The organism is Psychromarinibacter sp. S121 (assembly GCF_049801035.1).
Taxonomy (GTDB): Bacteria; Pseudomonadota; Alphaproteobacteria; order Rhodobacterales; family Rhodobacteraceae; genus Psychromarinibacter.
In genome coordinates this window covers 732,725-751,477 of sequence record NZ_JBNAGE010000001.1, presented here as the reverse complement: position 1 = coordinate 751,477, position 18,753 = coordinate 732,725, and the positions used below count along the sequence as shown (strand labels likewise).

General features: G+C 66.2%; 17 protein-coding genes. 10 read left to right on the top strand and 7 right to left on the bottom strand.

Going from position 1 to position 18,753, the window contains the following annotated elements; genetic code table 11:
* Window positions 1-75: 75 nt before the first annotated feature.
* From ACP156_RS03735 to ACP156_RS03725, 3 genes are all read right to left on the bottom strand, one after another.
* Window positions 76-1,068 carry an SH3 domain-containing protein gene (locus tag ACP156_RS03735; protein ID WP_425049949.1) on the bottom strand — a complete coding sequence of 331 codons (993 nt, stop codon included), beginning with the start codon at window positions 1,066-1,068 and terminating at the stop codon, window positions 76-78.
* 87 nt (window positions 1,069-1,155) lie between these two features.
* Entirely contained in the window at window positions 1,156-2,553 is a 1,398-nt protein-coding gene (locus ACP156_RS03730; protein ID WP_425050815.1) for an aspartate aminotransferase family protein, read from the bottom strand.
* 94 nt (window positions 2,554-2,647) lie between these two features.
* A complete protein-coding gene (locus ACP156_RS03725) occupies window positions 2,648-3,625 on the bottom strand; it encodes an NAD(P)-dependent alcohol dehydrogenase (protein WP_425049948.1) in 978 nt (325 codons plus the stop codon).
* A gap of 90 nt (window positions 3,626-3,715) precedes the next feature.
* On the opposite strand from ACP156_RS03725, the gene ACP156_RS03720 reads away from it, so the two are divergent.
* From ACP156_RS03720 to ACP156_RS03675, 10 genes are all read left to right on the top strand, one after another.
* Window positions 3,716-4,606, top strand: coding sequence for a LysR family transcriptional regulator (locus ACP156_RS03720; RefSeq protein ID WP_425049947.1), 891 nt, complete (start codon window positions 3,716-3,718; stop codon window positions 4,604-4,606).
* A gap of 109 nt (window positions 4,607-4,715) precedes the next feature.
* Window positions 4,716-5,798, top strand: a complete 1,083-nt coding sequence (locus tag ACP156_RS03715; protein ID WP_425049946.1) for a polyamine ABC transporter substrate-binding protein — start codon at window positions 4,716-4,718, stop codon at window positions 5,796-5,798.
* A 241-nt stretch (window positions 5,799-6,039) separates the two neighbouring features.
* Entirely contained in the window at window positions 6,040-7,164 is a 1,125-nt protein-coding gene (locus ACP156_RS03710; RefSeq protein WP_425049945.1) for an ABC transporter ATP-binding protein, read from the top strand.
* Between the two features lies 1 nt (window position 7,165).
* On the top strand, window positions 7,166-8,056 hold the full coding sequence (locus tag ACP156_RS03705; RefSeq protein ID WP_425049944.1) for an ABC transporter permease subunit: 891 nt from the start codon (window positions 7,166-7,168) through the stop codon (window positions 8,054-8,056).
* Between the two features lie 55 nt (window positions 8,057-8,111).
* Window positions 8,112-8,927, top strand: coding sequence for an ABC transporter permease subunit (locus tag ACP156_RS03700; RefSeq protein WP_425049943.1), 816 nt, complete (start codon window positions 8,112-8,114; stop codon window positions 8,925-8,927).
* Window positions 8,924-10,264: a glutamine synthetase family protein gene (locus ACP156_RS03695; protein ID WP_425049942.1), complete on the top strand. Its 1,341-nt coding sequence runs from the start codon at window positions 8,924-8,926 to the stop codon at window positions 10,262-10,264. Before ACP156_RS03700 ends, ACP156_RS03695 begins: the two co-directional genes overlap by 4 nt.
* Window positions 10,265-10,474: 210 nt before the next feature.
* Window positions 10,475-11,260 (top strand): 5'/3'-nucleotidase SurE, encoded by a 786-nt coding sequence (gene surE / locus ACP156_RS03690; protein WP_425049941.1) that lies wholly within the window; start codon window positions 10,475-10,477, stop codon window positions 11,258-11,260.
* 2 nt (window positions 11,261-11,262) lie between these two features.
* The gene (locus tag ACP156_RS03685) at window positions 11,263-11,916 is read left to right on the top strand and encodes a protein-L-isoaspartate(D-aspartate) O-methyltransferase (RefSeq protein ID WP_425050814.1); all 654 of its coding nucleotides are present in this window, start codon (window positions 11,263-11,265) and stop codon (window positions 11,914-11,916) included.
* Between the two features lie 43 nt (window positions 11,917-11,959).
* Window positions 11,960-13,117: a peptidoglycan DD-metalloendopeptidase family protein gene (locus tag ACP156_RS03680; protein WP_425049939.1), complete on the top strand. Its 1,158-nt coding sequence runs from the start codon at window positions 11,960-11,962 to the stop codon at window positions 13,115-13,117.
* 232 nt (window positions 13,118-13,349) lie between these two features.
* Window positions 13,350-15,770 (top strand): Hint domain-containing protein, encoded by a 2,421-nt coding sequence (locus ACP156_RS03675; protein WP_425049938.1) that lies wholly within the window; start codon window positions 13,350-13,352, stop codon window positions 15,768-15,770.
* 24 nt (window positions 15,771-15,794) lie between these two features.
* Here the strand turns inward: ACP156_RS03675 and ACP156_RS03670 are convergent, their stop codons facing one another.
* The 4 genes from ACP156_RS03670 to tatB all read right to left on the bottom strand — a co-directional run bounded on the left by ACP156_RS03670 (window position 15,795) and on the right by tatB (window position 18,735).
* Entirely contained in the window at window positions 15,795-16,391 is a 597-nt protein-coding gene (locus ACP156_RS03670) for a hypothetical protein (RefSeq protein ID WP_425049937.1), read from the bottom strand.
* Between the two features lie 114 nt (window positions 16,392-16,505).
* The gene (locus ACP156_RS03665; protein ID WP_425050813.1) at window positions 16,506-17,300 is read right to left on the bottom strand and encodes an ATP-binding protein; all 795 of its coding nucleotides are present in this window, start codon (window positions 17,298-17,300) and stop codon (window positions 16,506-16,508) included.
* 41 nt (window positions 17,301-17,341) lie between these two features.
* Window positions 17,342-18,244, bottom strand: a complete 903-nt coding sequence (gene tatC, locus ACP156_RS03660; protein ID WP_425049936.1) for a twin-arginine translocase subunit TatC — start codon at window positions 18,242-18,244, stop codon at window positions 17,342-17,344.
* A complete protein-coding gene (gene tatB, locus ACP156_RS03655; protein ID WP_425049935.1) occupies window positions 18,241-18,735 on the bottom strand; it encodes a Sec-independent protein translocase protein TatB in 495 nt (164 codons plus the stop codon). The genes tatC and tatB overlap by 4 nt, the downstream gene beginning before the upstream one ends.
* Window positions 18,736-18,753: the final 18 nt, after the last annotated feature.

Below are 18,753 nucleotides of genomic sequence, written 5' to 3'. Positions count from 1 at the left end.
TTGAAATGAAAAACCGCCCCAAAGGCGGGGCGGCTTCCAAAGTGATGCTTGGTACTGGTCTGCCGCGATGTGCGGTCAGGCGCCTTCGGCCCGTGCGAGGTATCGCGCGAAGACCCAGCCGGTCGCCTCGCCATCCTTGACGCGGACCGGAACCCAGCCGTTCTTCACTTCGCCGATCCGCTCGGCCAGTTCGCCTTTTGACAGCCCGGTGACGACCGCGTGGCTGCTGGACGGTCCCGCCCGCATGTTCAGCGCGTTGGCGGTCACCTTGAACACTTCCCCATCGGTCGCCGAAGCGGGCGCTTCCGCTACTTCCGGTGCAGCGGCCGGTTCAGGCTTTTCCGCAGGCGCCGGGGCGGCGACGCCCGAGATCTGCGAAATGATGATCGGATCGCTGTTGGCATTCATCACAAGGCTGCCGACTTCTTCGGTGGCCGGGGCCAACGGATAGGACCGGTCGTCCGCAGGCGCGGGAACGCTGGCGAGGCTTTCCGAAGGGGCCGCGGGCTCGGGGGCGGTTTCCTCGGCGACGACGGTTTCGAAATCTTCCACGATCTCTTCCACCATCGCGTCGGCCAATTCCGCCGACGGCGCCTCGGGGGCCGCGTCTTCGGTCTGGAACATGCCCAGCGCGGCGAACCGCTCGAACCCGGCGTCGTCGGAAACATCCGGCGCGTCGGCAGTCATCCGGTCTTCGGCGTCACTGCCGTCGAAAAGGTGCGGCAGCACGCCGAAGGGAACCGCGCTGACGAAGCCAAGCGCCATGTTCCCCATTACCAGACCCGGCATCGCGCCGCGCGGCGTCACCCCGGCGTCCGCGACTTCGATCACCGTTTCCGGCGCATCGGCAGTCACGTCAAGCGGCAGCACCGCCTCGGGTGTTGCGGCCGCGGCCGATCCCGCCGGAACCTCGGCCGGCGCATCCGGCGCGGCCTCTTCCATCGGCGGCAGCGTGACCACGTCGACAGGTTCCACCGGCTGAGCAGACGGCGGTTCCTCGGACATGGTGACGAACGGCAGCGTCACCGAGGCAGCGATCAGTATTCCGAAAAGCAGCAGGTAGCGCATAGTGCCCTCCAGGACGTTTTCCCCGGCCCGACTCAACCCCGCAAAGATGGTTAAAGCGTGGCAAGCTCGGGCCGGTACCGTGCCGGATCAGGCTGATTTGAACAGGCCGTCGGCTTTCACGCCCTCGTAAGCCTCGTCGATCGACTTCCACGCCCGTTCGACCATCGTGTCGATCTCGTCCGGGGTGATGATCAGCGGCGGGCAGACGATCATGCGGTCGCCCACGTGGCGCATGATCACGCCATTCGCGAAGCAGCGCTCGCGCACCCGCAGGCCGATGGTGCCGACATCCGACGCGAACTTGGCGCGCGCCTCTTTGTCGGGCGACAACTGCAGCCCGCCGAGCATCCCGAAGGTGCGCGGATCGGCGACCATCGGGTGCTCGCCCAGCTTGGCGAACTTCTCGGCCAGCGCCGGGGCGGCGATGTCGCGGACATGCTCAAGCACGCCTTCCTCGTCCAGAAGGCGCAGGTTTTCCAGCGCCACCGCGCAGGCCACCGGGTGCCCCGAATAGGTATAGCCGTGGTTGAAGTCGCCCGCCGCGTTCACCACGGACGCCACGTCCTTGTGGACGATCGAGCCGCCGACGGGCTGATAGCCCGAGCTGACGCCCTTCGCGAAGGTGATGATGTCGGGCCGGATGTCCATCGCCTGACAGCCGAACCACTCGCCGGTCCGCCCGAAGCCGCAGATCACCTCGTCGGCGATCAGCAGGATGTCGTGCGCGTCGCAGATGCGCTGGATCTCGGGCCAGTAGGTCTCGGGCGGAATGATCACGCCGCCTGCCCCCTGAATCGGCTCGGCAATGAAGGCCGCGACATTGTCGGCGCCAAGTTCGACGATCTTCTCTTCAAGCTGGCGCGCGCGGGCGAGGCCGAATTCTTCGGGGGTCGAGTCGCCGCCTTCCGCCCACCAGTGCGGCTGGTCGATATGCGCGATGTCGGGGATCGGCAGACCGCCCTGCGCATGCATGCCCGACATGCCGCCCAGCGACGCGCCGCCCATGGTCGAGCCATGGTATGCGTTCTTGCGCGAGATGATCACCTTCTTCGAGGGCTTGCCCATCGCGTGCCAGTAATGGCGGACAAGGCGGATGTTGGTGTCGTTCGCCTCGGACCCCGAGGACGAGAAGAACACGTGATCCAGCCCGTCCGGCGCAAGCTCGGCAATGCGGGCGGCCAGCGACAGGGCAGGCACGGTCGTCGTCTGAAAGAAGGTGTTATAATAGGGCAGTTCGCGCATCTGGCGCGCGGCCACTTCGGCCAGTTCCGGGCGGCCATAGCCAAGGTTCACGCACCACAGGCCGGACATGCCGTCAAGAATCTCGACGCCATCGCTGTCCTTCAGGAACACGCCCTTCGCACTGGTGATGACACGCGCGCCCTTCTTGGCAAGCGCGTCGCCGTGGGTGAACGGGTGCATGTGGTGCGCGGCGTCAAGCGCCTGAAGCTCTGCCGTGGGCAGGTGATTCTGGATCGTGGTCATGTAGGGAACCTCGGGAAAGAGTACGCCGCGCACGATATTATCCTGCGCGGCGCGGTCAATCGCCGAAAAGCGGTGTATTGATCCGGTCGCAGCGTCACGCCGCCGCCGGCAGCGGCATCGCCTCGTCCATCGTCACGACCACGGCGCCGGTCTTGTGCCGGGTTTCGACGCGGCGGTGCGCATCGGCGATCCGGTGCAGCGGAAAGCGGCTGTCGACCACGGGCCGCAGCGTGCCCTTGTCCAGCATCGCCGCGATCTCTGCGACATTGTCCTTCGTCTCGGCGGTGATGCCGACCCGGATGCGTTTCGAGACCATGCCGCGCAGCACGTCGCGCAACCCGAACTCCAGCGGCGCGAACCGGCCCTTCGGCGCAAGAATGCGCCGCGCCGCGCGCCACGACAGCACGCCGGCGGTGTCCAGCACCACGTCATAGCGCAGCCCCGCACGGGTCACGTCGCTCTTGCGATAGTCGATGACCTCTGCCGCGCCCAGATCGCGGACCAGCCCATGCAGTTCGGATCGGGCCAGCGCGGTGACCTCGGCCCCCATCGCGGCGGCAAGCTGCACCGCGTAGGCCCCGACCCCGCCGGTCGCGCCGACGATCAGGATACGCTCGCCCGCTTGCAGATTGGCGACGTCGCGCAGGTAGCCCAGCGCGGCCAACGCACCGAAGGGCACGGCGGCGGCCCCGTCGAAGCCAAGCGCGGCGGGCATTTTCGCCACCGCCCCCTCGGCATCGGCGACGAGGTATTCCGCATGCGCCCCGACCTTGGCCGAACCGAACACGGCGTCGCCCATCCGGAACCGGCTGACCCCGGCGCCAAGCCCGACGACACGGCCCGCGAAGTCGTGCCCGCCGACCGGCTGGCGCGGGCGGAACAGCCCGAACATCAGCCGCGCGGGCAGCTTGAACGCCGGGAAATCGGCAGCGCGGATGCGCCAGTCGGCCGAGGTAACGCCAGCGGCGGCGACGCGGACAAGGATCTGGCCGGGCCCCGGCTCGGGGCGTGGCAGGGTTTCGAGAGAAAGAACGTCGGCGGGGCCGTATTGGCGGTGGGTTGCGGCTTGCATGGTGTGTCTCCTTTTGTCTGACACTGAAGATACCCATGCGATAGCGCATGCGGAATTGACCAATCCCGTTGCTCTGCTATGCGTATATGCATGGACTGGCGTTCCGTTAAATTCGACTGGAACCGCGCGCGGGCCTTTCTGGTCACCGCCGAGGAAGGCTCTTTGTCCGCCGCCGCGCGGGCGCTTGGCATGGCGCAGCCGACGCTGGGCCGGCAGGTCAGCGCGCTGGAGACGGAACTGGGCGTCGCGCTGTTCGAGCGCGCGGCGCATGGGCTGGTCCTGACCCCCGCCGGGCTTGAACTGCTGGATCACGTTCGCGCCATGGGCGACGCCGCCGGGCGCATGTCGCTGGCGGCGGGCGGCCGCTCGCAAGAGATCGAGGGGACGATCTGCATCTCGGCCTCGGAGTTTTACGCCGCGCACCTGTTGCCCCCCGTCGTGGCCGAACTGCGGCGCAAGGCGCCGGGGATCGAGGTCGAGATCGTCGCCTCCAACGCCGCCGCCGACCTGCGCCGCCGCGAGGCCGACATCGCCCTGCGCAACTTCCGTCCCGAACAGCCCGACCTGGTCGCCCGCAAGCTGCGGGACGACCGTGCGTGGCTTTACGCGTCACCGGATTACCTTGCCCGTCTCGGCGCCCCCGCCACGGCCGATGACCTTTCGACGGCGGACTTCATCGGCTTTGACACCGGGCCCGCCCTGCTGCGGGCGCTGAACGGTCTGGGCCTGTCGCTGGCGCCCGGGAATTTCACAGTGATCTGTCCCAGCCAGATCGTGCAATGGAACCTTGCCCGCGCCGGCGCGGGCATCGCGGTGCTGCCCGAGACGCTGGGCGACACCGACCCGGCGCTGCGCCGCGTTCCGGTCGACCTGCCGCCGATGACGGTCCCGCTGTGGCTCACGGCGCACCGCGAACTGAACACAAGCCGCCGGGTTCGCATGGTTTTTGATCTGATTGCGAACGCCCTCACGGCTTCCTGACCGCGACGCCCCCGCGTGTGGACAATCCCCATTGCGGGGGAACAGGTTATCCGTTCAAATGCCCAACCGAAGGAGTTGCGACTCTTTCCCACAAATGGGGAGTAAACCAATGAAAACGGAAATCGCCGCCCTGGTCGCCGCCACTCTGGCCGCCACGGCTGCCACCGCCGACGAGGTCCGGGTCTACAACTGGTCCGACTACATCGACGAAGAGCTGCTGACGAAATTCGAGGAAGAGACCGGGATCGACCTGATCTACGACGTGTTCGACTCGAACGAGGTGCTCGAGACCAAGATGCTGGCGGGCGGATCCGGCTATGACGTCGTGGTGCCGACGGGCTCGTTCCTGCAGCGCCAGATCGAAGCGGGCGCGTTCCAGCCTCTCGACTTCGCGCAACTGCCGAATGCCGAGAACCTGTGGGACGTGATCAAGGAACGGACCGACAAGTACGACCCCGGCAACCAGTACTCGATCAACTACATGTGGGGCACCACCGGCATCGGCGCTGACGTCGGCGCGGTCACGGAAGCCCTTGGCGAAGACGCGCCGCTCGACAGCCTTGCGCTGATCTTCGACCCGGCGAACATGGAAAAGCTGGCCGAATGCGGCGTGCATTTCCTTGACGCCCCGACCGAGGTGATCCCGGCCGCGCTGAAGTACCTGGGCGAAGACCCGGACAGCAAGGACCCGGAAGTCATCGCAAAGGCGGAAGCAGTCCTGCTGGGCGTGCGGCCCTACATCCAGAAGTTCCACTCGTCCGAATACATCAACGCGCTCGCCAACGGCGAGATCTGCGTGGCCTTCGGCTGGTCGGGTGACATCCTTCAGGCGCGCGACCGTGCGGCCGAGGCCGACAACGGCGTCGAGATCGTCTACAACGCGCCGAAGGAAGGCGCGCTGATGTGGTTCGACCAGATGGCGATCCCGGTGGACGCTCCGAACCCGGAAGCGGCGCACACGTTCCTGAACTTCATCATGGACGCGCAGAACATGGCCGCGGCCTCGAACTACGTCTACTACGCCAACGGCAACGAGGCGTCGCAGGAGTTCCTGATCGAGGACGTGATCGACGACACCGCGATCTACCCGGACGAGGCGACGCTTGAGAACCTCTATACCTTCACCCCCTACCCGCCGCAGGTTCAGCGCACCGTGACCCGGCTGTGGACCAAGGTGAAGTCGGGCACCTGATCTTGCCCGTCCTGACAGACACCGCGGCGGCCCGGACACGGACCGCCGCACCCTTCCTTCCAGATCCGGCAGCCTCTCGACGCGCTGCGGCGGGCCAATCGGCCACGCCGGCGGCCATCGCGCCCTGCCGACTTGCGACCCTGGCCGCGACCTTGGCCGCGATACTTGCTCCGACACTGGCTACGACACCGGCTGCGACACTGGCCCCGTCCCCGCCCCCCTCACCGCTGGAACCCCGCGCATGAGTGCACAGACCGTTTTCGCCCCCTGGACCGACCCGAACGAGAAACCGTTGATCCGCTTCCAGGGCGTGACGAAGCGGTTCGGAGACTTCACGGCGGTCGATAGCATCGACCTCGACATCTACGCACGCGAGTTCTTCGCACTTCTGGGTCCCTCGGGCTGTGGCAAAACCACCCTGATGCGGATGCTGGCCGGATTCGAAACACCCACCGAGGGCACCATCTGGCTGGACGGTCAGGACGTGGCGCCGATCCCGCCCAACAAGCGCTCGACCAACATGATGTTCCAGTCCTACGCGCTTTTCCCGCATCTCAGCGTGCGCGAGAACATCGCCTTCGGCCTGAAGCGCGAGGGCAAGTCCAAGGACGAGATTCACGCCCGCGTGGAAGAGATGCTGCGCCTTGTGCAGCTTCAGAAATTCGCGGCCCGCAAACCGCATCAGATCTCCGGCGGCCAGCGGCAACGCGTGGCGCTGGCCCGTTCGCTGGCGAAGGCGCCGAAGCTGCTGCTGCTCGACGAACCGTTGGGCGCGCTCGACAAGAAGCTGCGCGAAGAGACCCAGTTCGAGCTGATGGACATCCAGGAAAAGACCGGCACCACCTTCGTGATCGTGACCCACGATCAGGAAGAGGCGATGACCGTCGCCAGCCGCGTGGCGGTGATGGACGCGGGCCAGTTGAAACAGGTCGCCACCCCGCCGCAGATCTACGAGAACCCGAACTCGGTCTACGTCGCGGACTTCATCGGCGAGGTCACCATCCTCGAAGGTACCGTGCGCAAGGACGGCGAGGTCTACGCGCTGGACTGGGCCGAGGGCCAGCCGCCGATCCTGATCCGGTCCGCGCTTGACCTGCCGGACGGCAGCCGCGGCTATGTCGCGGTGCGCCCCGAGAAGGTCGAGATCCACCACGAGAAACCCGAGGACGACAACGTCCTGCGCGGCAAGATCATCGACATCGGCTATCTCGGGAACCTCTCGACCTACCACGTCGAACTGGCGAACGGTCAGATCATCCGGGCGCAGAACTTCAACACCGAGCGGTCGACCCGCCAGACCTTCACGTGGGAAGACGAGGTCTGGGTCAACTTCACCACCGCCTGCGGCGTCTTGCTGGAGAGCTGAGATGCGCCGCTTCGCCCTGATCATCGTCCCCTACCTGTGGCTCGTGGCGCTGTTCCTGGTGCCGTTCATCATCGTCCTGAAGATTTCGTTGTCGGACTACGCGGTGTCGATCCCGCCCTACACGCCGCTGCTGGACTTCTCGGCCGGGTGGGAAGGTCTGAAACGGTTCTTCTCGCAGCTGGACTTCGACAACTTCCTGTTCCTGACGACCGACGATCTGTACTGGAAGGCGTATCTTTCGTCCCTGAAGATCGCGGTGGTCGCGACTTTCCTGACGCTGCTTGTGGGCTTTCCCATCGCCTATGGCATGGCGAAGGCCGAGGAAAGCTGGCGGCCGATGCTGCTGATGCTGGTGATCCTGCCGTTCTGGACCTCGTTCCTGATCCGGGTCTATTCGTGGATGGGCATTCTCAGCCAGGACGGATACCTGAACCAGCTGCTGCTGGCCGTCGGCCTGATCTCGGAACCGCTGCGCATCCTGAACACCAACACGGCGGTCTATATCGGCATCGTCTATACCTACCTGCCGTTCATGGTGCTGCCGATCTACGCGACGCTGGAAAAGCTGGACGGCTCGCTTCTGGAAGCCGCCGAGGACCTTGGCTGTTCGCGCACCTCCGCCTTCTGGCTGGTGACGATCCCGCTGTCGATCCCCGGCATCGTGGCAGGGTGCTTTCTTGTGTTCATCCCGACCATCGGCGAGTTCGTGATCCCGTCGCTGCTGGGCGGGTCGGAAACGCTGATGATCGGCAAGGTGCTGTGGGACGAGTTCTTCTCGAACCGCGACTGGCCGCTTGCGTCGGCGGTGGCGGTCATCCTGCTGCTGATCCTCGTGATCCCCATCGTGCTGTTCCAGCGCAACGAGCAGAAACAGCGGGAGGCAGAGGGATGAGATACCAGAGTTTTCCGGAAGATCGTGCCACCCGGACGCGCCCAGAGGTGCCCGCATGAGACGTTTTTCCTGGTTCAACGCCACCTCGCTGACGCTGGGCTTCGCCTTCCTTTACCTGCCGATGCTGATCCTCGTGATCTACAGCTTCAACGCCTCGAAGCTGGTGACCATCTGGGCGGGCTTCTCGACCCGCTGGTACGGCGAGTTGCTGAACAACGAGGCCTTCCTGAACGCCGCATGGGTCACGCTGAAGGTCGCCGTGTTCTCGTCGACCATGGCGACCGTGCTGGGCACCATGGCGGCGCTGGTGCTGGTGCGCGCGGGACGGTTCCCGGGACGCACCCTGTTCTCGGGCATGATCTACGCGCCGCTGGTGATGCCCGAAGTGATCACCGGCCTGTCGCTGCTGCTTCTGTTCATCGCCATCGGCTTGGACCGCGGCATCCTGACCATCGTGCTGGCGCATACCACCTTCGCGATGTGCTACGTCTCGGTCGTTGTCTCGTCACGGCTGGCGACGTTCGACCAGTCGCTGGAAGAGGCGGCGCTGGACCTCGGCTGCACCCCGTTCGAGGCGTTCCGTCTGGTTACGCTTCCCATCATCGCACCAGCCGTGATATCCGGCTGGCTGCTTGCCTTCACCCTGTCGCTTGACGATCTCGTCATCGCGTCTTTCGTTACCGGCCCCTCGGCCACGACATTGCCCATGAAAATCTGGTCCTCCGTCCGGCTCGGTGTCAGCCCGGAAATCAACGCGCTCTCGACGATCCTGATCGGCATCGTCACCATCGGCGTCGTTACAGCATCCATCGTGTCGAAACGCGCCATCTCGGCGCGGCAGCGCGACGAACAGGCCGCGGCCGCCACATGACAAGTTTCCTTGACGAATACGCGGCCTACACCGCCGCGCACGGCACGCCTGACCGCATCGAACTGCTGCTGCCCGACATCAACGCGATCCACCGCGGCAAATGGCTTCCCGGCACCGACGCCAAGAAGCTGCAGGAGGGCGGCGTGCGCCTGCCGCTGTCGACCTATGCGCCCAACATCATGGGCGAGGACATTCCCGAGACCGGCCTTGGCATCGCCATCGGCGACCCGGACGGCATCATGGTGCCCGTCGAGGGCACGCTGAAGCCGGTGCCATGGGCCGACGGCCACGTGGCGCAGGTTCAGTGCGAGATGACCGGCGACGGCGACGTGACCTCGCCCCTGTCGACCCGCGACAAGCTGGCGGCGATGGTGCATCGCTTCGCCGAACGCGGCCTGAAGCCGGTGATCGCGACCGAGCTGGAATTCTACCTGCTGCTGCCGCGAGAGGCGCCCGAGGACGCGCCCTGCCCGCCGCCGCACGCCCCCGAGGCGCAGAACTACGAACTGAACGTGCTGGACCGCACGCAGGAGATCCTGACCGAGATCCAGCAAGCCTCGGCCATTCAGGGCCTCGCCACGGATTCGCTGATCGCCGAGTACGGGCCGGGCCAGTACGAGATCAACTTCCACCATTCCGATAACGCGCTTGAAGCGGCGGACACCGCCGTGCTGTTCCGCCGTCTGGTGCGCGGCGTGGTGCAGCGGCACGGGATGGAAGCCACCTTCATGGCCAAGCCCTATGCCGAGTACCCGGGCAACGGCATGCACGTCCACGTCAGCGTGTCGGGGGAAGACGGCAACATCTTCCCCGGCACCGGAGACGATCCGTCGGACCTGCTGGGATACGCGGTCGCGGGCGTGCTGAAGACGATGCCCGAGGTGCAGGCGGTTCTGGCGCCGCACCTGAACTCGTTCCGCCGCTTCGCACCCGGAAGCTTCTCGCCCAACCGGCCCGACTGGGGGCTCGACCACCGCGGCGCGGCGGTGCGCCTGCCCGACACAGAGGGCCCCGGCGCGCGGCTCGAACACCGGATCGGCGGCGCCGACTGCAACCCGTATCTCGCCATCACCGCGATCCTCGGCGGCGTGCTGTGGGGGCTGGACAACAAGCCGCCGCTGCAGATGCCGATCGACGACCCAAGCGCCCCCCAGCCCGCGCCGCTGGCGCATGACTGGCGCAAGGCGGTCGACGCTTTCGCCGGGTCGGAGTTCATCAAGGACATCTTCGGCGAGCGCTTTGTCGAGATCTACGCGACGCTGAAATACGACGAGATCGCCAAGCTGACCTCCGAGATCACACCCGCCGAATACCGGACGTACCTCGGGCGTCTCTGACCGGTCGGACCTGCGGGAGCGAGGGGCCAGCCCCTCGCGCTCCCCGAGGTATTTCGGAAGAGAAGAAGCGGCAGGACGGCCGCGTCTTCCGGGATGTCGACGCCAAAAAGCAACGCGGGGCAACTTGCGCAGGCCAAATGGTTGATCGGCGATTCAAATCCTGTCCCGGCTGTTCTATGATGTGATCAATAAAGAAAAGACGAGGCGGGCATGCGAATTCTCATCACGAATGACGACGGGATCAATGCGCCGGGACTCGAGGTCCTGACGCGGATCGCCGAAACGGTCGCCGGCCCGGGCGGCGAGGTCTGGACCGTCGCGCCGGCCTTCGAGCAGTCGGGCGTGGCCCACTGCATCAACTACGTGCATCCGATGATGATCGCCGAACTGGGACCGCGCCGTTTCGCGGCCGAGGGGTCTCCGGCCGACTGCGTGCTGGCCGGCCTTTATGACGTGCTGCCCGACGGCCGCCCCGATCTGGTGCTGTCCGGCGTCAACCGCGGTAACAACGCCGCAGAGAACACGCTGTATTCCGGCACCATCGGCGGCGCGATGGAAGCGGCGTTGCAGGGACTTCCCGCCATCGCGCTCAGCCAGTTCTGGGGCCCGGACAACGCGGGGCTGGACGACCCGTTCGAGGCCGCCGCGGCCACCGGCGCCGACATCGTGCGCAGACTGCTGGATGCGCGCGAGTGGGGCGGCGACGGCTATTCGGTGTTCTACAACGTCAACTTCCCGCCCTGCCCCGCCGCCGCCGTGAAAGGCACCCGCGTCACCTCGCAGGGGCTGCGCAAGGGCACCAACTTCAGCGCCGAGGCGCATATCTCTCCCTCCGGCCGCCGGTTCCTGTGGCTCAAGGGCGGCAACCAGCACGTCGACACCGCCCCCGGCACCGACAACCAGGTGAACCGCGAGGGCTATGTTTCCGTCACCCCGATGCGATGCGACCTGACGGCGCACGATTTGCTGGATAAGCTGCGGGGGACAGTCGAATGAACATGATGGCCCCGCCGATGATGGATGCCGAACGCACGATGCAGTTCCTTTTCGCCCTCCGGTCCAAGGGGGTGACGGACAAGCGGGTGCTGGAAGCGATGGAGAAGATCGACCGTGGCCTCTTCGTGCGCGGCCATTTCGCCGGGCGCGCCTACGAGGACCTGCCGCTGCCCATCGCCTGCGGTCAAACGATCAGCCAGCCGGGCATCGTCGGGCTGATGACGCAGGCGCTGGACGTGCAGCCGCGCGACAAGGTGCTGGAGGTCGGCACCGGGTCCGGCTATCAGGCCGCGATCCTCAGCCAGCTTGCGCGCCGGGTCTATACCGTCGACCGCCACCGCCGCCTTGTCCACGAGGCGCGCGAGGTGTTCGAGGCGCTGGATCTGACCAACTTGACCACCATCGTGGGCGACGGCAGCTTTGGCCTGCCGGATCAGGCGCCCTTTGATCGCATCGTCGTGACCGCCGCCGCAGAGGACCCGCCCGGGCCCCTCTTGGCGCAACTTCGCACAGGCGGTATCATGGTGGTGCCGGTGGGCCAGTCGGATACGGTTCAAAGCCTTATAAAGGTTACGAAAACCGAGTCCGGGCTGGAGTATGAAGAGCTTGCGCCGGTACGATTTGTGCCCCTTGTCGAGGGGTTGGGACAGGACTGAGCGAAAGGCCCCGGGCAACAACGGGGCCGCGAGGGGACGAGCCATGGCAAAAATCCGCCTATCGAATACCCGTATTTATCTGGCATCCGCGAGCCTTCTGGCGCTGGCGGCGTGTTCGGACGGCTTCGACGTTGACATGCGCGACCTGAGCGGCGGTCTGGACACGACCGAGGCCACGCGGCTTGCGACCGAGCCGAGACCGCAGCCCGACAGCCGCGGTGTGATCACCTATCCGAATTTCCAGGTGGCGCTGGCCGAGCGTGGCGACACCATCGTCGGCATGGCGACCCGGCTGGGTCTGAACCCGGCCGAGCTTGCCCGCTACAACGGCATCGCCGCGAACGTGCCGCTGCGCGAGGGCGAGGTGATCGCCCTGCCCCGCCGCATCGACGGCACCACCGTAACCGGCGGCACCGATGACATCGCCTCGCTGGCGACCGGCGCGCTGGACCGGGTGGATGGCGGCAACCGCAACACGGGCGTCACCACCACCACGCTGGACCCGGCGCCGTCCGCCGCGCCCTCGGCCGCCGAGCCGGTACGCCACAAGGTCACCCGCGGTGAGACCGCCTATTCGATCGCGCGGCTGTACAAGGTGTCCGTCCGGGCGCTGGCCGACTGGAACGGGCTTGGCCCCGAAATGAACGTGCGCGAGGGTCAGGTCCTGCTGATCCCCGTCGCCTCGGAAAACCAGCCGGCACCTGTGCCGGTCGCGGTAGAAGCTCCGGGCGCAGGCAGCCTGACGCCCGAGCCGCCCAGCGCCTCGCAGCCGCTGCCGGAAGAGGTCGATGTGGCCTCTGTCGCGCCGCCGCCGTCGCCGAACCTGTCGGAAGAGCGCACGACGGACAGCGCGTCGCGCCTGCTGCTGCCGGTGTCCGGCTCGATCGTGCGGCCCTACTCGAAGGGCAAGAACGACGGCATCGACATCGCGGCTCCCGCCGGCACCCCGGTCAAGGCCGCCGAGGCAGGCACCGTCGCCGCGATCACCCGCGACACCGAAGAGGTGCCGATCCTCGTGATCCGCCATGCAGACGGGCTGCTGACGGTGTACGCCAACATCCAGAACATCCCCGTCGAGAAGGGCGCCAAGGTCAGCCGCGGCCAGACCATCGCCGAAGTGCGCGGGTCTGGGTCGTCCTTCCTGCACTTTGAGGTGCGCGAGGGCTTTGAAAGCGTGGACCCGGTGCCGTTCGTCAACTGACGCGGCCCGGACGCATCGCCACATTCTGGTCATGGAAGGCCCCGCCCGCGCGGGGCCTTTTCGCTTTCCAAGGCGCATTAACCTAAAAACGGTCAGATTCTCGCCCTCACCCGGTCCCCGTTAACCATCAATCGTCGTGGTTGAACCAGGGGTGGTTAACGAAGCAGCGGCGGGGGCAGACCTTACAGGTTTGCGCCCGCTGCCGTGTCGCCCCTTCTTCGGGAGGCTGGACATGGCGACCTATAACATCCGCTTCTACGACGCTGATCCCTATGGGATTTTGCCGCAGGGGACGAACGACACCTTCACCTGGACCGGTCCCTCGGACGCGGTCGGCAAGGCCATTGTCGACGACCCCGACAGCGGCATCGGCGGCACCACGCTGGACGATGACAACGACGGCAACGAAGGCGCGACGGCGGACGTCAGCATTAACGGCGTCACCTCCTCGGCCTCTGACGTCGATGCGGAAGAGGTCTGGACCGTTCGCGACGACGTCACCGGCGAGGTGTTCCAGGTCGCGACCTTCGAGGTCGAGGACGGTCCCGCCTCGGGCTACTACACCATTTCCGAGATCCCGCTGGTCGCCGGGCGCAGCTATACCGTGCTGGAGTTCGACAGCAATCCGAACGTCAGCGCGGGCGACATAGCCTTCAGTTCCGAAGACTACGTCGCCCCCGACCACGAGATCACCGGCACCTCGGGCAACGACACCATCGACGGGAATTATCTTGGCGATGCGCAGCAGGATTCCGTCGACGACGGGTTCGGCGGTGGCGATGACGGCAACGACAACACGATCGACGCGCAGGGCGGCGACGACGTGGTCAACGCCGGTCTCGGCGACGACACCGTCGACGGCGGCGCGGGTCATGACACCATCGACGGCGGCGACGGCGACGACTCTCTCATGGGCGGGACCGGCGACGACAGCCTGACCGGCGGCATGGGCAGCGACACGCTGGAAGGCGGCACCGGCAACGACACGCTTGTCGGCGACAGTTCGGCCAGTTCCGGCGGCGACGCCGCAGGCAGCGACGAATTCCTCGACTGGAGCGCGCAGGGCGGTGACGGCGCCAACCTGTCAGCGGGTTTCACCCAGACCACCGGCGACATGAACGTCGCCGTGTCCTTCGCCAACAACGGCAACAACAACCCGCAATTCCGGGTCGAGACGTCGGACACCGCCTATACCGAAAGCGGCGATCCCTTCGATGCGCATTCCAACCTTTACCTGTACGGTAACGGCGACGGCGCGACCTCGACCACCACGCTGAACTTCTCGGCGGCCTCGGGCGCTCCGGTCACGGACGAGGTGCAGGACGTGTCGTTCCGGCTGAACGACATCGACTTCGCCTCGGGCAACCACCGCGACCAGATCACGATCCGGGCCTATGACGCCGACAACAATCCGGTCGACATCACGCTGACGGCCGAAGGCGACGACACCACCAACGACTCTGCCGGCACGATCCAGGCCGGAAACGGTCTGGACGATCCCGACGACGCCAACGGCTCGGTGCTGGTCGAGATCGCGGGACCGGTGTCGCGGATCGAGATTTCCTATTCCAACGGGCTGAACGGCACGCAGGCGGTCTATGTCTCGGACGTGCATTTCACGACCATCCTCGACACCGACGAGATGGGCGGCAGCGGCAGCGAGGCCGACCTGCTGGATGGCGGCGAAGGCGACGACGAGATCGACGGCGGCATGGGCGACGACACCCTGATCGGCGGCGAAGGCTCGGACACGCTGACCGGTGGCGAAGGGTCGGACCTGTTCGTGCTGCAAGGCGGCGGCGGCGCCGACGTGATCACCGATTTCGATACCGGTGACGACGACGGCGACGGGATCTTCAACGACCAGATCGACCTTGGAAACCTGACCGACCTTGACGGCAATCCGGTCAATGCCTGGGACGTCACCGTGACCGACGACGGCAGCGGCAACGCAGTGCTCAGCTTCCCCGGCGGCGAAAGCATCACCCTGATGGGGGTCGCCCCGTCAGAGATCTCCGCCGCGCAGGCGCTGGCCTCTGCCGGTGTGCCCTGCTTTTGCGAGGGCACGCTGATCCGTACGCCGCGCGGCGATGTGCCGGTGCAGAACCTGCGGGTCGGCGACATGGTCACAACCCTCAAGCACGGCGCCCAGCCGATCCTGTGGCGCGGCGCCCGCAAGATGGACGCGGCCACGCTGGCGGCGGAACCGCAGAACCGTCCCGTCCGCATTCCCGAGGGGCTGCTGGGCAACTACGCCCCGCTGATCGTGTCGCCGCAGCACGCGATGGCGCTGGACGAGCGTCACGGCTTCGACGAACCGGTTCTGGTGCGCGCCAAGTTCCTTGCAGAAGCTCCCGGCCCGGTCCGCGTCGCCCATGGCCGCCGCGATGTGGTGTATCACCATATCCTGTTCGCCCGGCACGAGCTGGTTCTGGCGAACGGCTGTGCGACGGAGAGCTTCTATCCGGGTGACGAGGCGTTGAAGATGTACCCGCCCATCGCGCGGTTGCAGTTGGCCTGCCTTATCCCGCGTCTGGGGACCGCGCCAGTGACGGAAGTCTACGGCCCCACCGCCCGCCCCATCCTGAAGCGGCGCGAGGCGCTGGAGCGGCTTGATCTGCGGCTGCTGGCCCTGCGGTACCGGGCGGCCTGATCGCCGCCTCGGGTACGCCGGTCGTCAGTTCTTGTCGAAATCCCTGCGGAAGTCCGGGCGCGGGTTCGTGATCGTGCCCTCGTAGCCCTCGTCCTCGTCACGGGACGGCGCGTCGTCGCCCTTTCCGGGCTCGCCCGGCTTTTCCTCGTCCTGCGCGTAGACGATGATCTGACCGCCATCCAGCAGGAAGCGGCCCTCCAGCTTGTAGACCTTCCACGTGCCTTCGGACTTCTTCTCGCGACCGCTGTCCAGCACCTCGGGGTCGCGAACGAACTCGTCCGTCGCAAAGCTGATTTCGTAGCTGTAATAGCCGTCATACAGCTTGTCGCCGTTGGGATACTCGCGCTTCTCCAGCGGCTCGGCCTTGCTGTCGAGAAACTCGCGCAGATCGATCTTCGGGATGCGCTTGCCGGTCTCGACCTCGGCGCGATAGCCATTCGGGCCGACGACGTACAGGCGGAACTTGCGGGCGCTTTCGGGGATCTTGTCGAAGCGGAAGTACAGTGTCGTTCCGTCGAACCGCTCTGTTATCACCGCCGCGCCGTCCGAGATCGTCACGGCCGAAGCCAGTCCCGCGCCGCCAAGCAGGCAGGCCGTTGCGAAAGCGAAAGTCCTGAACATATCCAAAGCCCTATCCAGCGTCCGTCCCCGCGAGGGGACCGCAATCAATAGGGCAAAAGTAGCGGCAAACTCACGTTACGGCAACGGACAAGGGCCAGCGCCCGCGTCGGGCCGTCAGATCGCCGCGCCGCGCCGTCCCGCAAGGTCGGTGAAATACTGCCACGCCACCCGACCCGAGCGCGCGCCACGGGTGGCCTGCCACTCGATCGCCTCGGCGCGCAGGGTCTCGTCGTCGATCTCGACCCCGTGCGCATCGCAATAGCCACGGATCATCGCAAGGTATTCGTCCTGCGAGCACGGGTGGAACCCCAGCCACAGGCCGAAACGGTCGGACAGCGACACCTTTTCCTCGGTCGCTTCCGAGGGGCTGATCGCGCTGGAACGCTCGTTCTCGATCATGTCGCGCGGCATCAGGTGGCGGCGGTTCGAAGTGGCGTAGAACACCACGTTGTCCGGCCGTCCCTCGATGCCGCCGTCCAGCACCGCCTTCAGCGACTTGTAGTGCTGGTCATCGTGGCTGAACGACAGGTCGTCGCAGAACAGAACGAAACGGTCGCCGCAGTCGCGCAGGATGTTCAGCAGGCGGCCCACGCTGGGCAGGTCCTCGCGCTGCAGTTCGACGATCTTCAGCGCATGGCCCTGCGCCAGAACTTCGGCGTGGATCGCTTTGACGAGACTGGATTTTCCCATCCCGCGACTGCCCCAAAGCAGCGCGTTGTTCGCAGGCAGGCCGCGGGCGAACTGCACCGTGTTGGCCAGCAGCGTGTCGCGCGCGCGGTCGATGCCGACCAGCAGCGGTAGATCCACCCGGTTCACCTTGGGCACCGGCACCAGCCGGTCCGGGTCCACATGCCACACGAAGGCATCTGCGGCCGCGAAGTCCGGCGCCGCCATCGGCGCCGGGCTCATCCGCTCCAGCGCCTCGGCGATGCGCGTCAGCGCCTCGTCACTCACGCCTTGGTCTCCGGCTGTTCCGGTTCGTCATCGTCGAGGCCGTAAAGATCGTCCAGATCCTCGTCCTCGCCCAGCACACCCTCTTCGCGAAGCTGCTCGACGCGCTTCCGTTCGACCCGGCGCACAAGGAAGATCGAGATCTCGTAAAGGCCGTAGACCACCACGAACAGGATCACCTGCGTGATGACATCCGGCGGGGTGACCAGCGCGGCCAGAACGAGGATGGCGACGACGGCGTATTTGCGCACCTCGCCCAGCCCGCGCGACGACACCAGCCCGGCCTTGCCCATCAGGGTCAGAAGCACCGGAAGCTGGAAGCACAGGCCAAAGGCCACGATGAACTTGATGGTGAGGTTCAGATATTCCTGCGCCGAGCCCTGGAAGACCACGGACAGGCCCTGCTGCACCTCTTCGTTGGGCAGCGCCTCGCCGCCGTTGCCAAACTGCTGGAAGCCAAGGAAAAAGTCATAGGCCAGCGGCGTCACGACGTAGAAGGCGAAAGCCGCACCCAGCAGGAACATGAAGGGCGACGCCACGAGGAACGGCAGGAACGCGCCTTTCTCGGACTTGTACAGCCCCGGCGCCACGAAGCGCCACATCTGGTAGGCGATCATCGGGAAGGACAGGATGAACCCGCCCAGCAGCGACACCTTGATGGCGACGAAGAAGCCCTCCTGCGGGCTGATGAAGATCAGGTCGCAGTCCTGCCCCCGTTCGCCCAGCACCTGACACAGCGGCGCGGTCAGGAAGTTGAAGATCGGCGTGGCGACTGTGAAACAGATCACCATGCCCACGATGAAAGCCAGCACCGACCGGATCAGCCGCGTGCGCAGCTCGGCCAGATGCTCGATCAGCGGCGCCGAGGAGGCGTCGATCTCGTCTTCGTCGGTGGCGCTCATTTACTGTCGTCTCCAGCCGCGGAGCCGGGCTTCGGCGCCGACGGGTCGGGAACCGGAGCGTCGGCAGGCGCGCTTTCGGCGGCGGCAGCGGCCTCTGCGGCCTTGCGCGCCTCGGCGGTCTTCGCGGCGTTCTCGCGGATTTTCTTCGCCTGTTCGGCGCGTTCCTCGGTCATGGCGGCGGTCGCCGGTCCGGGTTCGCGCTTCACGGCTTTGGACGGATCCCACTTCTCGAACTTGTCTGCGGCCTCGTTCAGCTTGTCGAGGCCCATGGACTTGGCCGAGGTGGCGGACTTCAGGTCCTTCGCCACGTCCTTCATGCCCGCCTCGTCGGCGGCGTCGTTCATGGCGCGCTGAAACTCGCGGGCCATGTTCTTCATCTTGCCCGTGAAACGGCCAAGCGTGCGGAACATGCCGGGCAGGTCCTTGGGGCCCACCACGATCAGCGCGACGATGCCGATCAGCAGAAGTTCGGTCCAGCCGAGATCAAACATGGCGACGGTCCGTCATTG